17 protein-coding genes are annotated in these 14,211 nt (G+C 73.8%); 8 read left to right on the plus strand and 9 right to left on the minus strand.

What is annotated here, in order from left to right; translation table 11 throughout:
- Positions 1-17: 17 nt before the first annotated feature.
- From Ae331Ps2_RS16360 to sodN, 4 genes are all read right to left on the minus strand, one after another.
- Complete coding sequence (locus tag Ae331Ps2_RS16360; protein ID WP_075312254.1) at positions 18-539, minus strand: AAA family ATPase; 522 nt, start codon at positions 537-539, stop codon at positions 18-20.
- A 28-nt stretch (positions 540-567) separates the two neighbouring features.
- Complete coding sequence (locus Ae331Ps2_RS16365) at positions 568-1,053, minus strand: SRPBCC family protein (RefSeq protein WP_075307901.1); 486 nt, start codon at positions 1,051-1,053, stop codon at positions 568-570.
- Positions 1,050-1,382: a helix-turn-helix transcriptional regulator gene (locus Ae331Ps2_RS16370; protein WP_020628232.1), complete on the minus strand. Its 333-nt coding sequence runs from the start codon at positions 1,380-1,382 to the stop codon at positions 1,050-1,052. The genes Ae331Ps2_RS16365 and Ae331Ps2_RS16370 overlap by 4 nt, the downstream gene beginning before the upstream one ends.
- Positions 1,383-1,510: 128 nt before the next feature.
- Positions 1,511-1,918 (minus strand): superoxide dismutase, Ni, encoded by a 408-nt coding sequence (sodN, locus tag Ae331Ps2_RS16375; protein WP_020628231.1) that lies wholly within the window; start codon positions 1,916-1,918, stop codon positions 1,511-1,513.
- Between sodN and Ae331Ps2_RS16380 the strand changes: the two genes are divergently transcribed.
- Both Ae331Ps2_RS16380 and Ae331Ps2_RS16385 read left to right on the plus strand, forming a co-directional pair.
- Positions 1,871-2,338, plus strand: coding sequence for a S24/S26 family peptidase (locus Ae331Ps2_RS16380; protein ID WP_255407889.1), 468 nt, complete (start codon positions 1,871-1,873; stop codon positions 2,336-2,338). The two genes, sodN and Ae331Ps2_RS16380, sit on opposite strands and share 48 nt — an antisense overlap.
- Positions 2,339-2,433: 95 nt before the next feature.
- On the plus strand, positions 2,434-3,660 hold the full coding sequence (locus Ae331Ps2_RS16385; RefSeq protein ID WP_212567632.1) for an FIST N-terminal domain-containing protein: 1,227 nt from the start codon (positions 2,434-2,436) through the stop codon (positions 3,658-3,660).
- A 4-nt stretch (positions 3,661-3,664) separates the two neighbouring features.
- Here the strand turns inward: Ae331Ps2_RS16385 and Ae331Ps2_RS16390 are convergent, their stop codons facing one another.
- Both Ae331Ps2_RS16390 and Ae331Ps2_RS16395 read right to left on the minus strand, forming a co-directional pair.
- On the minus strand, positions 3,665-4,792 hold the full coding sequence (locus tag Ae331Ps2_RS16390; RefSeq protein WP_075307897.1) for an epoxide hydrolase family protein: 1,128 nt from the start codon (positions 4,790-4,792) through the stop codon (positions 3,665-3,667).
- Positions 4,793-4,849: 57 nt separating this feature from the next.
- On the minus strand, positions 4,850-5,608 hold the full coding sequence (locus Ae331Ps2_RS16395; RefSeq protein ID WP_075307895.1) for an IclR family transcriptional regulator: 759 nt from the start codon (positions 5,606-5,608) through the stop codon (positions 4,850-4,852).
- A gap of 70 nt (positions 5,609-5,678) precedes the next feature.
- Between Ae331Ps2_RS16395 and Ae331Ps2_RS16400 the strand changes: the two genes are divergently transcribed.
- The 5 genes from Ae331Ps2_RS16400 (at position 5,679) to Ae331Ps2_RS16420 (ending at position 9,858) form a co-directional block, all read left to right on the plus strand.
- Positions 5,679-6,902, plus strand: a complete 1,224-nt coding sequence (locus Ae331Ps2_RS16400) for a 4-hydroxybenzoate 3-monooxygenase (protein WP_020625979.1) — start codon at positions 5,679-5,681, stop codon at positions 6,900-6,902.
- 28 nt (positions 6,903-6,930) lie between these two features.
- A complete protein-coding gene (gene pcaH, locus Ae331Ps2_RS16405) occupies positions 6,931-7,629 on the plus strand; it encodes a protocatechuate 3,4-dioxygenase subunit beta (RefSeq protein WP_075329751.1) in 699 nt (232 codons plus the stop codon).
- Positions 7,626-8,279, plus strand: a complete 654-nt coding sequence (locus Ae331Ps2_RS16410; protein WP_075307893.1) for a protocatechuate 3,4-dioxygenase subunit alpha — start codon at positions 7,626-7,628, stop codon at positions 8,277-8,279. The genes pcaH and Ae331Ps2_RS16410 overlap by 4 nt, the downstream gene beginning before the upstream one ends.
- Before the next feature lie 128 nt (positions 8,280-8,407).
- Positions 8,408-8,983: a GtrA family protein gene (locus tag Ae331Ps2_RS16415; protein WP_020625982.1), complete on the plus strand. Its 576-nt coding sequence runs from the start codon at positions 8,408-8,410 to the stop codon at positions 8,981-8,983.
- A complete protein-coding gene (locus Ae331Ps2_RS16420; RefSeq protein WP_212567633.1) occupies positions 8,947-9,858 on the plus strand; it encodes an alpha/beta fold hydrolase in 912 nt (303 codons plus the stop codon). The genes Ae331Ps2_RS16415 and Ae331Ps2_RS16420 overlap by 37 nt, the downstream gene beginning before the upstream one ends.
- A 13-nt stretch (positions 9,859-9,871) precedes the next feature.
- On the opposite strand, the gene Ae331Ps2_RS34265 is transcribed toward Ae331Ps2_RS16420, so the two are convergent.
- The 3 genes from Ae331Ps2_RS34265 to Ae331Ps2_RS16430 form a co-directional block, all read right to left on the minus strand.
- Positions 9,872-10,720 carry a methyltransferase domain-containing protein gene (locus Ae331Ps2_RS34265; protein ID WP_083695636.1) on the minus strand — a complete coding sequence of 283 codons (849 nt, stop codon included), beginning with the start codon at positions 10,718-10,720 and terminating at the stop codon, positions 9,872-9,874.
- Complete coding sequence (locus Ae331Ps2_RS34270) at positions 10,717-11,532, minus strand: class I SAM-dependent methyltransferase (RefSeq protein ID WP_083695637.1); 816 nt, start codon at positions 11,530-11,532, stop codon at positions 10,717-10,719. The genes Ae331Ps2_RS34265 and Ae331Ps2_RS34270 overlap by 4 nt, the downstream gene beginning before the upstream one ends.
- Positions 11,533-11,870: 338 nt before the next feature.
- Positions 11,871-13,076, minus strand: a complete 1,206-nt coding sequence (locus Ae331Ps2_RS16430; protein WP_075307891.1) for an acetyl-CoA hydrolase/transferase C-terminal domain-containing protein — start codon at positions 13,074-13,076, stop codon at positions 11,871-11,873.
- Positions 13,077-13,111: 35 nt separating this feature from the next.
- Between Ae331Ps2_RS16430 and Ae331Ps2_RS16435 the strand changes: the two genes are divergently transcribed.
- Positions 13,112-14,101 carry a glutathione S-transferase family protein gene (locus Ae331Ps2_RS16435; protein WP_075307889.1) on the plus strand — a complete coding sequence of 330 codons (990 nt, stop codon included), beginning with the start codon at positions 13,112-13,114 and terminating at the stop codon, positions 14,099-14,101.
- Positions 14,102-14,211 lie beyond the last annotated feature (110 nt).

A 14,211-nucleotide genomic window follows, 5' to 3' on the forward strand; every position in this document is an offset into this window, starting at 1 on the left:
CGGGAATGGTGCCCTGGCTACGCGGCGGCCAGGACGGCGTCGGCCAGCTCCGCCGGGGTGAGCCGGTCCGAGCGCAGGACCAGGGTCCCCGCCGGCTGCCGGCCCGCGGCGGTCGGGTCGAGTCGGCGCAGGGCCCAGTCGAGGGTCGACCCGTCCGGTCGGTGGTCGCCGGGTGGCGGCGTACGGGCGCGGAGCCGGTCCCGCAGCACCTCGGGGGCGGCGTCCAGGAAGACGTGCAGAACCTCCTCGCCCGCGTCGGCCAGGCCGTCGAGGATCTCCGCCCGGTAGCCGTCGCGCAGGAGCGACATCGGCACCACCAGCGTCCGCGCGTGGTGTCTGCGCAGGGACAGGGCCGTCGCGACGACCAGCTCCCGCCAGCTCGGCAGGTCCTGGAAGTCCTCGTTCGGCGGTAGCCACTTCCAGAGCATCAGGCCGACGTCCTCGGGGTCGTACACGACCGCGTCCGGGAGACGGCGGTGCAGCTCGGCGGCCAGGGTCGTCTTGCCCGCCCCGAACCCGCCGTTCAGCCACACGATCACCGGGGCACCGTAGCGCCGGGGTCCGGAGTCACCGCGGTGTCGGGGCTCCTGACCCGAGCACCGCACGGTAGTGCGCGATGAGGGCCTCGTCGGGTCCCGGTGTGGTGTCGGGGTCGCTCCCGCCGAGGTGTGCGGCGAGTGCCTCGAAGCAGCGGTCCCACCCGGCGGCGGTGTTCGCCGACCAGCGGGGGTCGAGCACGGTGTTGCTGAGCCGCAGCACGCAGCCGTCGCCGTCGGGTTCGAGGGTCCAGCGCAGCTTCTCGTCGGCCCAGGTGAACCCGAACGCCGTCGGTGGCTCGAGCTCGGTGATCTCGGCGTGGTCCTGCTCGCCGCCCTCGAAGGTCAGCGTGATCGTTCCCCCGACGCGCATCTCCGCCTGCACCTCGCAGGGGAACCAGCGGCTCATCTGGGCGGGTTCGGTCAGTGCGGCCCAGACCTTCTCGATCGGATGCGGATAGCGGCGTACGAAGCGCAGGACCGGGCCGTCGGGATCGACGGTGACCTGGATGCTCATGACGGTTCCTCTCCGGGGGGACTGTCGAGTGAGTCGAGGTGTGCGCCCAGGGCGTCGAGTCGTTCCTGCCAGAAGGCGCGATGCGGCGCGAGCCAGGTCTCGATCTCGGCCAGCGCATCCGCCCGGAGTACGTAGCGACGGCGCTGGGACTCGACGACCACGTCGACCATGCCCATGTGGCGCAACACGCGCAGGTGCTTCGACACCGCGGTCTGGTTCAGCTCCAGCGCGGTCGCGAGCTCTCCGACGACGCAGCCCTGCGGCGTCCGCAGCCGGTCCAGGATGGCTCGTCTCGTCGGGTCCGCCAGGACGTCGAAGGAATCACGCACTCGATGAACATGCCACAGCGGGCATATGCCGGTCAAGGCATATAGCTGTGACTGTGCCTCGGAGACGACAACGGCGCTGACCGACGGGAGATGGTTCCCGCTGGTCAGCGCCGCTTCAGGGCCTGTGATCAGGCAGCCTGCTTGGTCTCCCAGAAGATCTTGTCGATCTGGGCGATGTAGTCGAGCAGCTCCTGGCCGGTGGCCGGGTCGTTCGAGCCCTTGGTGCCCGACGCGCCGGCGGCCTTGGTGGCCTTGTTGAACAGCTCGTGCAGCTCCGGGTACTTCTCGAAGTGCGGCGGCTTGAAGTAGTCGGTCCAGAGCACCCAGAGGTGGTGCTTGACCAGGTCGGAGCGCTGCTCCTTGATCTCGATGGCGCGGGCCCGGAAGTCCGCGTCCTCGTTGCCCTGGTACTTCTCCTGGATCGCCTTGACCGACTCGGCCTCGATCCGGGCCTGGGCCGGGTCGTACACGCCGCAGGGGAGGTCGCAGTGCGCGGTGGCCTCCAGTCGCGGACGGAGAATGCGGGACAGCCGCATGAGTGTCCTCCCTGGTGGGGTGATCGTTCTGGCACCGGCGACCCTACCCTCGCGACGGTGGTCGGGCAGGACGACCACGTCACGAGAGATCCACTCTGGAGGGAGTCCGCGATGCGCCTGCGGCGGGTGACGGTGCGGGGGCCCTCGATGTCCCCTGCCCTCTCCGACGGCGACGTCGTGCTGGTCCGGTTCGGTGCACCCGTCCGGCCCGGCGACGTCGTCCTCGTGACCTGGGAGTCCCGCCCCGGGCAGCTGTCGGTGAAGCGGGCCGTGCACCCCGACGGCGACGGCTGGCACGTCCGCGGCGACAACCCGTTCGGCTCCACGGACTCGACCACCCTGGGCCCCGCGAGCGTCCACGCCGTCGCCCGCTACCGCCTCTGCCCCCGCCCCGGCCGCATCCCCGCCCCTCGCCGCTGAGTCCCACACGGGATCCGGTCTCCCACACGGGATCGGGACCCGTGTGGGACGCCGGATCCCGTGTGGGAGCGGCTTGCTGACGTAGCGTCGGGGGCGTGGTGGTCGGTGGGGGCACTCGGGTGGGCGACGGGTTGGCCGTGGGGCCGGATCTCGTCGGGGCCGCGGAGGTCGCGACGGGGCAGGCGCTGGCGGCGCTCGGTGCGGTCCCCGACCTCGTGGCGTTCTTCGTCTGCCCCGGTGCCGGGCCCGCCGCCCCGGTCGAGGAGGCCGAGGCCGCGGGACTGCGGGTGATGGAGCTCGCCGGACCCGGCGCGACGATCGGGACCACCGCGCACGGCGTGATGGCCGACGGCCGCGGCGTCGAGGGCGAGCCCGCCGTCGCCGTCTGGGCGGCGTCGCTGCCCGGCACCCGGGTCCGGACGTTCTTCCCGGTCGCACAGCGCCGCCCCGGCGCGGGACCGGACGGACGCGACGCGATCGCGGTGCGCGGCCTGGTCCCACCCGCCGAGGACGACCGCGTCGCCGTCCTGCTGGCCGACCCGTCCGTGTTCCCGGTCAGCGGGGTGCTGGACCGGCTCGCGTCGACCCATCCGGGGTTCCCGGTGACCGGGGGCCTGACCGGCGGACCCGGCGGACCCGGGGCCGACCGGCTGTTCGCCGGGGGCACCGTGCACCACGGCGGGGCGGTCGGGGTGCTGCTCGGCGGTGCGTCCGACGCGCGGGTCGTCGTCAGCCAGGGATGCCGCCCGATCGGGCCGCCGATGGTCGTCACCAGCGCCCGGGACAACCGGATCGCCGAGCTCGCCGGGCGGCCCGCCGCCGAGCGGCTGCGCGAGATCGTCACCGCCCTGCCGCCCGAGGAGCAGGAGCAGGCGCTGACCGGGCTGCACCTGGGCGTCGCCGTCGACGAGTACGCCGAGTCCCACGACCGCGGCGACTTCCTGGTCCGCGCGGTGCTGGCCGTCGACGTCGGCGACGGCGCCGTCATCGCGGGTGACCTCGTCGAGGTCGGCACCACCGTGCGCTTCCAGGTCCGCGACGCCGCCGGCGCCGCCCAGGACCTGCACGAGCTGCTCGCCCCGGTGCGCCGCGCCGCGCCGGCCGCGGGCGCGTTGCTGTTCTCCTGCAACGGCCGCGGCGCCGGCATGTTCGGCGACGCCGACCACGACGTGCACGCCGTGCGCGTCGGTCTCGACCCGCACGGGACCTCCCCCGGTGCGACGGGCCCCCGGGTGGCCGGCTTCTTCGCCGCCGGCGAGATCGGCCCGGTCGGGCCGGGCAACCACCTGCACGCGTTCACCGCGTCCGTGCTGGTGGTCTGACCGCTCAGCGCAGGGTCCGGAAGAACCCCCGCACCTCGTCGACGAAGGACTCCGGCTGCTCCAGCGACGGGAAGTGCCCGCCGACGTCGGGGCGGGAGAACCAGCGCAGGTCGGTGTAGCGGCGCTCCAGCCAGGACCGGGGGAGCTTCACCATCTCCTGCGGGAACTGGGCGACACCGGTCGGGACGTCGACGTCGTCGAGGCGGCGGCGGGCGAAGCTCTCCCAGTAGATCCGCGCCGACGACGCGCCGGCCGACCCCAGCCAGTACTGCATGACGTTGTCCAGCAGCCGGTCCCGGCTGATCACGTTCTCCGGGTGGCCCGCGCAGTCGGTCCAGTCCCAGAACTTCTCCACGATCCACGTGCACTGCGCGACGGGGGAGTCGGCGAGGCCGTAGCCGATGGTCTGCGGACGGGTGGACTGCTCCGCGGAGTAGCCGGAGCCGTACCGCGAGAACTCCTTGGAGAAGCGGATGTCGGCCTTCTCCTGCGCCGACAGGGCCTCGGCGTCGTCGGGCTTGGGGGCCAGTGCCATCGTCAGGTGGATGCCGATCAGCATCTCCGGGGCGGCGGTCCCCAGCGCCGAGGTGATCATCGAGCCCCAGTCGCCGCCCTGCGCGGCGAAGCGCTCGTAGCCGAGGCGGTCCATCAGCTGCGCCCAGGCGACGGCGATCCGCTCGACCCCCCACCCGGTCGTCGTGGGCTTGCCGGAGAACCCGAACCCGGGCAGCGTCGGCACGACGACGTGGAAGGCGTCGGCCGGGTCCTCGGGGTCGGTCAGCGCGGGCAGCACGCCGAGGAACTCCACGAGCGAGCCCGGCCAGCCGTGGGTGAGCAGCAGCGGCATCGCGTCCGGGTGCTTCGACCGGGCGTGCAGCACGTGGATCTCGACCGCGTCGTCGCCGCCGCCGTCGAGACCGGTGCGGAACTGCGGCCACGCGTTGATCTCGGCCTCGACGCGGCGCCAGTCGTAGCGGGTGCGCCAGTAGTCGCAGAGCTCACGGGCGTAGTCCAGCGGCACGCCCTGGGACCAGCCGTCGACCGTCGCCGGGTCCGGCCAGCGGGTGCGGGCGAGCCGCTCGCGCAGGTCGTCCAGCTCGGCGTCGGGGATCTCGATCCGGAAGTCGCGCACCCGGCCACGGTGACACGGAACGTGACGACGGGCGCCGTGGCCACGGCATCGGAACGATCACGATGCGGCGAGGGCCCGGCTGATCCCGCGGGCCGCCGCGCGCACCGCGGGCACCAGGGTGTGCGGGTTCGTCGCGGCCGGAACGACGATCGACAGCCCGGCGACGACCGGCCCGTCCCCGCCGCGCACCGGCGCGGCCACCGACATCGACACCTCCTCGATCTGCCGGTCGGACACCACGAACCCGCTGGTCCGGGCCTGGGCGAGCAGCGCACGGACGCCGTCGGGGCGGCACACCGTCCACGGGGTGAACCGGCGGATCGGGCGGGCCAGCACCGTCTCCACCGCCGCCGGGTCGGCGTGCGCGAGCAGCACGAGCCCGACCCCGGTCGCCGTCGACGGCAGCCGGGACCCGGTCCGCGAGACGATCGAGACGGCGCCGCGGCTGGACAGGCGCTCGACGTAGACGACCTCGCCGGGGTCGTCCGGGTCGAGCACGGCGAGCGCCACGTTGTGCCGGGTGACCTCGTGCAGGTCCTCCAGGAACGGCATCGCCGCCTCCCGCAGCCCGTGGCTGGCCGGGGCCAGGTGCGCGATCTCCCAGAGCCGCAGCCCGATCCGGTAGCGGCCGTCGTCGCCGCGGTCCAGTGCCCCGCCCGCGGCGAGCTCACCGGCGATCCGGTGCACCGTCGTCAGCGGGATCCCGGTGCGCCGGGCGATGTCGGTCAACCCGAGCACCGGGGCCTGCGCGCTGAAGGCGCCCAGCACGTCCAGCACCCGCGCGGTGACCCCCGACCGGACCGGACGTGTCGCCATGACCGGGCATTCTTCCGTAGAGCGGAAGCGTGGTCGAATGCTCCGGTGCCCAGGCGGGAAGGTGACGCCCATGACGCAGCGACGCGAGACCCGGACCCAGGTCGGCATCGTCGGAGCAGGCCCCGCCGGGCTCGTCCTGGCGAAGCTGCTGGCGCTGTCCGGGATCGAGTCGGTGGTCCTGGAGTCCCGCGACCGTGCCTACGTCGAGGCGCGGGTCCGCGCCGGCGTGCTGGAGGCACCGACCGTGGAGCTGCTCCGGGAGATGGGTGTCGCCGGCCGGCTGGACCGCGAGGGCATGCCGCACACCGGCATCGCGCTGCGCTTCGCCGAGGCCCCCGGCGCACCCGCCGCCGACCACCGCATCGACTTCGCCGACCTCGTCGGCACCGGCATCACCGTCTACGGCCAGCAGGAGGTCGTGAAGGACCTGCTCGCCGACCGCGTCGACGCCACCGGGCTGCCGGTGGAGTTCGGCGTCACCGGCGTCGCCCTGCACGACGTCGACACCGACACCCCGTCGATCACCTACGCCGCGGCCGACGGCACCGAGCACGTCCTGCGCTGCGACGTCATCGCCGGCTGCGACGGCTTCCACGGCGTCTCCCGCCCGCTCGTCGCCCCGGAGATCGCCGAGCGCGTCTACCCGTTCTCCTGGCTCGGCGTGCTCGCGAAGGCCGCCCCCACCACCGACGAACTCGTCTACGCCCACCACGACGACGGCTTCGCGCTCTACTCGATGCGCAGCCCCGAGGTGACCCGGCTCTACGTCCAGGTCCCCAACGACACCGACCCGTCCGACTGGTCCGACGCCCGCATCTGGGACGCCCTGCACACCCGCCTGGCCTGCGACGGCTTCACGATCAACGAGGGCGAGTTCATCGAGAAGCCCTCGGTCACCCCGATGCGCAGCATGGTCGCCTCCCCGATGCGCCGCGGACGGCTGTTCCTCGCCGGCGACGCCGCGCACATCGTGCCGCCCACCGGCGCCAAGGGCATGAACCTCGCCATCGCCGACGTCCGGGTGCTCGCCGACGCGGTCGTCCGCGCGCTGCGCGACGGCGACGACGCGGGCCTCGACGGCTACTCCGAGACCTGCCTGCGCCGCGTCTGGCGGGCCGAGCACTTCTCCTGGTTCATGACCTCGATGCTGCACCGCTTCGACCCCGCCACCGAGGGCGGCGACGCGTTCGGCGTCGGGCTGCAACGTTCCCAGCTGCGCTACACCGTGACCTCCCGCGCCGCCGCGACGAGCCTCGCCGAGAACTACGTCGGCCTCCCGCACGGCGCCGTCTAGACCCACCCACCACGAGGAAGGACCGCCGATGCAGGGCTACGCCCCCGTCCCGGCCGGGACCCACGCACCGCTGCTCTCACCGGACTACCGCAGCACCGCGCTGCGGGCGCCGTCCGAGCAGCCGGTGATCCTGCCCCAGCGGCTCACCGAGATCACCGGGCCGCTGCTCACCGGGCCCGTCCGCCCCGGCGACGACGACCTCACCGTCGGTGCGCACGGTGAGGCCCAGGGACAGCGGATCGTCGTGTTCGGCAGGGTCCTCGACTCCGACGGCCGCCCCGTCCCGGACACCCTGGTCGAGGTCTGGCAGGCCAACGCCGCGGGCCGCTACGCCCACCGCTGGGACAACTGGCCCGCCCCGCTCGACCCGAACTTCACCGGTGGCGGCCGGGTCCTCACCGACGCCCACGGCGGCTACTCGTTCACCACGATCAAGCCCGGCGCCTACCCCTGGGGCAACCACCACAACGCCTGGCGCCCCGCGCACATCCACTTCTCGCTGTTCGGGCGCGCGTTCACCCAGCGGCTGGTGACCCAGATGTACTTCCCGGACGACCCGCTGTTCGCCCAGGACCCGATCTACAACGCGACGCCCGAGCAGGCGCGGCCGCGGCTGGTGTCCACCTTCGACCTGGAGGCCACCCGCCCGGAGTGGGCGCTGGCGTTCCGGTTCGACATCGTGCTGCGCGGCCGCGGCGCCACCCCGTTCGAGGAGCCCCACGCATGAGCCTGCCGCTGACCCCGACCCAGACCGTCGGCCCCTACCTCGCGCTGGGCCTGCCCTGGCCGGACGGCCCGGACGTCGTGCCCGACGGCACCCCGGGCGCCGTCCTGATCGGCGGGACCGTGTTCGACGGGAACGGGGCACTCGTCCCGGACGCGCTGGTCGAGACCTGGCAGGCCGACCCGGACGGCCGCTTCGACCACCCCGACGACCCCCGCGGCGCGGCGAAGCCGTCCGTCGAGGGCTTCCGCGGCTTCGGCCGCTGCCCCACCGACGACGAGGGCCGGTGGTGGATCCGCACCGTGCTGCCGGGTGCGCTGCCCGCCGAGGCTCCGCAGGGTGCTGATGCGGGCTCCGCTGGGGCTCCGCAGGGTGCCGATGCGCGCTCCGCCGGGGCTCCGCACGGTGCCGATGCGCGCTCCGCCGAGGCTCCGCACGTGAACGTCTCGGTGTTCGCCCGCGGCCTGCTCGACCGCGTCGTCACCCGCATCTACTTCCCCGAGCACGCCGCGGCGCACGCCACCGACCCGCTGCTCACCGCCGTCCCGGCCGACCGCCGGCACACGCTCGTCGCCGTCGCGGACGGGCCGGGCCGGTACCGGTTCGACATCCGGCTGCGCGGTGAGGGGGAGACCGTGTTCCTCGCGTTGTGACGGCGCCCGGCCGCGCCGGCACCCGCCCGGGACCTCACCGGTGTGGCGGGTGTGACGCGTCCGGTTGATTCGGGTGATCCTTCGGGGGTACTCCTGCGAAGATCTACCCAGCAGGGGCGGGAGGACCGGTGGACGCAGCGCAGTCGGCACACGTGCCGTTCGGTGATCCGGCGCAGTCCGCCGCCCGGGTACACGGGCGCGTGACGGGCGCCGTCGCCGCCGTGTCGCGGCGGTACCCCCTCGCCGTGCAGCTCGCCCGCTACGCCGTCGTCGGCGGCGGGGCGACCGCGCTGAACGCCGCGCTGTTCCTGCTGTTGCGCCCGGTGCTCCCGGCGGTCCCGGCGAACCTGGTCGCGCTGGTCCTCACCACCGCGGTCAGCACCGAGGCCAGCCGCCGCTTCGCTTTCGACGGCGCCCCCGCGCACCGGCTGCGCGAGTGGGTGCACGACGCGGGCACCGTCGCGTTCTACGCGACCTACACCTCCGCGGTGCTGCTCGCGCTGCACCAGGTCGCCGGGGACACCACACCGGGAGAGGAGGCGGCGGTCGTCGCCGCCGCCAGCCTCGTCGGCGGGCTGCTGCGGTTCGCGGTGCTGCGGTTCTGGGTGTTCGATGTGGCACGCCCGGCTGCCGCCGGTGCGCGAGGCGACCAGGAAGGACGGCACCCGTGCCCGGAACAGCCGAGTTCGACGCCCTCGACCTGACCGTCGGGCCGCCCGAGGAGCGGGTCGTCGTCCACGGGGTGCGCGGCGGACAGGGCCCGCCGGTGCTGCTGCTGCACGGCTTCCCGCAGACCCACGCCATGTGGGGGCCGCTCGCGGCGGACCTGGCGCGCGACCACACCGTCGTCGCGACGGACCTGCGGGGATACGGCGAGTCCGGCCGCCCCGCCGACGGCGAGAACCACGCCGGCTACTCGTTCCGGGCGATGGCCGCCGACCAGGTCGACGTGATGGCCCGCCTCGGCTTCGACACCTTCGCCGTCGTCGCCCACGACCGCGGCGCCCGCGTCACCCACCGGATGCTGCTCGACCATCCCGAGCGGATCACGCGGGCGGCGTTGCTGGACATCCTCCCCACCGCCTACGTCTACGCCCACACCGACCGGGCGCTGGCGACGGCGTACTTCCACTGGTTCCTGTTCATCCAGCCCGCCGACCTGCCCGAACGGCTCATCGCCGGGGACCCGATCGGTTTCCTGCACTCGTTGCTCGGCGGCTGGGGCTCCGGGCTCGACGCGCACCCGCCCGAGGCGCTGGCCTCCTACGAGCGCGCGTTCGCCGACCCGGCCGCCCGGCACGCGATGCTGGAGGACTACCGGGCGGGCGCCTCGATCGACCTCGACCACGACGCCGCCTCGGAGCGGGCGGGGGAGCGGATCGCCGCGCCCACTCTGGTGCTGTGGGGCGAGCGCGGTGTCGTCGGTGCCAACGCCGAGAGCCCCCTGGAGGTGTGGCGCCGCGCCGCCGCCGACCCGGACCTGGTCACCGGTGAGGCGCTCGCCGGGGCCGGGCACTTCCTCGTTGACGAGCAGCCCGCCGCGACCACCGCCGCGGTCCGCGCGTTCCTGGGCGGCTGACCGCTGGCGGTCCTCAGGACCGGACGGCGTGCACGATGCCCCAGGTGAGCTTCCCGGCCCGCCCGCCGTCCACCCAGTGCTGCAGGCCGGCCTTCATCGCGGTCAGGTAGGGCCGCGAGATCGACGACGACAGCTCCTCCTCGTGCGCGACGAGCTCCTCGCGCACCCGGCGGTAGTGCGTCGGCAGCTGCCCGGCGTGGTCGTGGAACCGCACACCGGTGAAGCCGCGTCGTTCCAGCCCGTCGGTGTAGAAGCCGGGTGTGCCCATCGTGGACAGCGCGATCCGGTCCAGGATCGGCTGGATCGAGGACTGGTCCAGCCCGTCGACGGCCATCGGGTCGGTGAACACCACCTGCCCGCCCGGGCGCAGCACCCTGGCGACCTCGTCGAGCACCCGGTCCCGGTCGCCGGAGTGCAGGAACGCGTCCTGGGACCACACCAGGTCCACCGAGGAGTCCTCGACCGGCACGGCCTCGTAGCTGCCGGTGGTGACGGTGACCTGCTCGTCCAGCCCCTGCTCGCGGGTCATCCGCTCGTTGCGGGCGTTCTCGACGGGGGAGAGGTTGAGGCAGTGCACCGCGGCCCCGTGCCCGGCCGCCAGCCTGCGGGCCGCGCCGCCGTAGCCGGCTCCCAGGTCCAGCACCCGGGTGCCCGGGCCGACCCCGGCGACCTGCGCCATCCGGGTCACCGTGCGGGCGCTCGCGACCGAGATCAGCTCCTCCGGGTCCTCGTACACGCCGACGTGGATGTCCTCACCGCCCCAGACCCGCGCGTAGAAGGTGTCGGCGTCGTCGGAGTCGTAGTACGACCGGGCGGTGTGTTCGGCAGTGTGCTCGGCGGTGTGCTCGGGCGTCCGCGTCACGCGACGTCCTCCTGGTCGAGGTAGGCCTTCTCGGCGATGTGCACGAAGAAGTCGGGCTCGTCGTCGGCGTAGGTCGACTGGAAGTCGCCGTAGGTGTCGATCCGCTGGAACCCGACCTCCTGCATGAGCCGCCGGGTGTAGTCCTTGCGCAGCGGGAACATGTTGAGGTGGTAGCGGGAGCCGTCCGGGAAGCTGTAGCGGAACCGGGCCAGGCCGTCGTCGACGTACTCCGGCTCGGCCACCACGTCGTCGCCGCAGTAGTAGTACTGGTGCTTGGAGCTGAAGCCGTTGTCCAGGATCGCGTCGTAGTTGCGCTGGTCGAGGATCAGCACACCGTCGTGGGAGAGCATGGCGTAGAACTCGGCGAGCGCCTTGCGGCGGTCACGCTCGGAGAACAGGTGCGTGAACGAGTTCCCGAGACAGATGATCGCGTCGTACTCGCCGTGCACGTCCCGGTTCAGCCACCGCCAGTCGGCCTGCACGACGCGCAGGACGTGCCCGCCGAACTTCATCCCGTTGGCGAAGGCCTTCGCCAGCATCTCGGCGCTGCCGTCGGCGGAGACGACGGTCTCGAAGCCCTCCTCCAGCAGCCGGACGGAGTGGAAGCCGGTGCCGGTCGCCACGTCGAGGACGCTGGTGACCCCGCGCCTGCGGAGCTGTTCGACGAAGAACTTCCCCTCGCCGGCGTAGCGGGCCCGCCAGTCGATCAGTTCGTCCCACTTGTCGACGAACGTCTGCACGTACTCCTGCCGGTAGTGGGTGGACTCGCGGACCTCGGTCGGCGCGTCGCCGAACTCCTGGTCTGCCGTCATGTGGCGCGCCTCCTCGGCGCTCGGGTGCTGGACGGCCCGACCGTAGGTGCCCCCGCGGCCCCTGTCCGCTCACCGAGGGTGATCCTGGATCGGCCGGCCGCGTTGTGCTATGCGCAACGCGGCCGGTCATCCGGGGTCTCACCGGACGGCCGCGGCCGGGCCGGGACAGGACCGGGCGGCGCGCGGGCCCACCAGTGACGTCATACGGCCGTCACACGCCGTCGGTCCGGTGGGGACGCGGAGTCACCGAGGCCCGGCCACGACGGGCCGCGCCCGGGGCGGCGCCCATCCACTCACCCCGGGTGATGGGTGACTCCGGTCACACCATGGATTCGAGTTCATCCGTCCGGCGCAACGGCGCCGCCCCACAGGGAGCTCAGCGCGTGCCGCCGTTCGCCGCGGCCGAGCCCCCGCAGGTCCGCCGTACCCCGGTCGGTGACGACCACGTCGACGTCGTGCGACGGCGTGGTGACCGGCCCGCCGAGCCGCTCGACCAGCGTCGGGCGGCCGCGGTGCGCCGACGGCAACGCGATCACCGACAGGCCTGGCCCCCGGGCCGCGGCGGCCGCGAAGTCCGGGTGCCCGCCGATCATCCCGGCCGCCGACCCCGCGACGCCCTCGACGTTGACCTGGCCGTCGAGGTCGATCTCCAGGGCGGTGTTCAGCGCGACCAGCGGCCCCGGGGTCGAGGTCAGACGGGAGACGTCGTGGGTGTACTCGATCGGGCGCACGGTCGCCCGCCCGGCCCGGCCCAGCCGGTCGGCCCAGTCGTGCAGCCGGGGGCTGCCGTAGAGGGCCGTCGAGGTCGGGGTGCCGCGCAGCAGCCCGCGCTCGTCGAGGTCGACGACCGGGTCGGCGAGCAGCCCGGAGTCCACCGCTACCGGCACGTCCAGGGCCGCGACCAGCGCCGCGGCCAGCCGGCCCGGCCCGAACTGGATCCGTGCCCCGGCCGGGACCAGCGCGGCGACCGCGGCCGCGACGGCCCGGTCGGCATCGGTCGGGGCCGGGGTGCCGACGGTGTGTGGCGCCCCGATCGGTCCGTCGACCTCGCCGAGCACGGCCACCCCGCGCAGCGGCGGTCCGGTGTCGGCGTGCGGGGCCGAGGCCGACACCAGCGCGGCGACCGGGACACCGGCCTCGGCCAGACCGCGCATCCAGGACACCTCGGCGCCGAACCGCAGGTCACCGGCGTCGTCGCGGACGACGGTGGCGAGCAGCAGGTCCGGCCGCAGCGGACCGGCGAGCAGCGCCGGCACCGCGGAGAGCCGGGCGGGCACCCGGTGGGCGTGCCCGGCTTCGATCAACACCCGCGCTCCCGGCCCGCCGACGACGGTGCGGATGTCGGCGAACGCGTCCGGGTCGAGATCCGGGGCCGGGCCGGGCACCCAGCCCAGGACGAGCCGCACACCCCCGGCCCGGGCCGCCACACGCGACAGCGGACGGGCGAGCGCGTAGGGGAGCCCACAGCCGTCGGCCAGTGCCACCCGGGAGCCCGGCGCGACCAGGTCGGACAGACCGCGTTCGAGGTCACCGTCGACGCTCATGCGCCCATCCGACCACAGGGCTAGCGTTGGCGGGCATGGGGACCGACCAGGACAGCGGTGAGTTCGTACGGGAGGCGCTCGGGGTGGCCGAGCGGATCACGGCCGACGGGTCGTCGCCGTGGCCGGTCGAGGCGGGCCGCTACCGCCTCGTCGGTGCGCGCGCCTGTCCATGGGCGAACCGGGTGATCATCACCCGGCGGCTGCTCGGGCTGGAGGACGCGATCTCGCTGGGCATCGCGGGCCCGCTGCACGACGAGCGCAGCTGGCGCTTCCACCTCGACCCCGGGAACGTCGACCCGGTGCTCGGGATCGAGTACCTGCGCGAGGCCTACGAGAGGGCCGTCCCCGGCTACGCCGAGGGCGTCACCGTCCCCGCGATGGTGGAGGTCGCCTCGGGGAAGGTCGTCACCAACGAGTACGCGCTGCTGGAGCGGGACCTGTCCACCGAGTGGCGGGAGTTCCACCGCGACGGCGCACCGGACCTGTGGACCGACCCGGAGGCGATCGAGGAGATCGGGAAGGGGATCTTCCACGACGTCAACAACGGCGTCTACAAGTGCGGGTTCGCCTCGTCCCAGCGTGCCTACGACCGCGCCTACGACGCCCTCTGGTCCCGGATGGACGAGCTGTCGCAGCACCTGTCGACGCGCCGCTACCTGGTCGGGGACTCGATCACCCAGGCCGACATCCGGCTGTGGGTGACCCTGGTCCGCTTCGACGCCGCCTACCACGGCCACTTCAAGGCCAACCGGCACAAGCTGACCGAGCTGCCGGTGCTGTGGGCCTACGCCCGGGACCTGTTCCAGACCTCCGGCTTCGGCGACACCATCGATTTCGAGCAGGTCAAGCAGCACTACTACGGCGTGCACGCGTCGGTGAACCCGACCGGGATCGTCCCGAAGGGGCCCGACCTCGCCGGCTGGACGACCCCACACGGCCGCGAGGAGCTGGGCGGGCGCCCGTTCGGCGACGGCACCCCGCCCGGTCCGCCGCCGGAGTCCGAGCGGGTCCCCGCGATCGGCTGACCGCGGCGTCGGAGTCCCCGCCGTGGCGACGGCGGGGCGTCCGGGCACCGGCGGGAGGGCCCGGCCGCGTGCGGTCCGGGCGAACCGGTGGCGGCGCGGCGGGGGCGCCG

Origin of the sequence: Pseudonocardia sp. Ae331_Ps2, from assembly GCF_001932405.1 — a bacterium.
Classification (GTDB): Bacteria; Actinomycetota; Actinomycetes; order Mycobacteriales; family Pseudonocardiaceae; genus Pseudonocardia.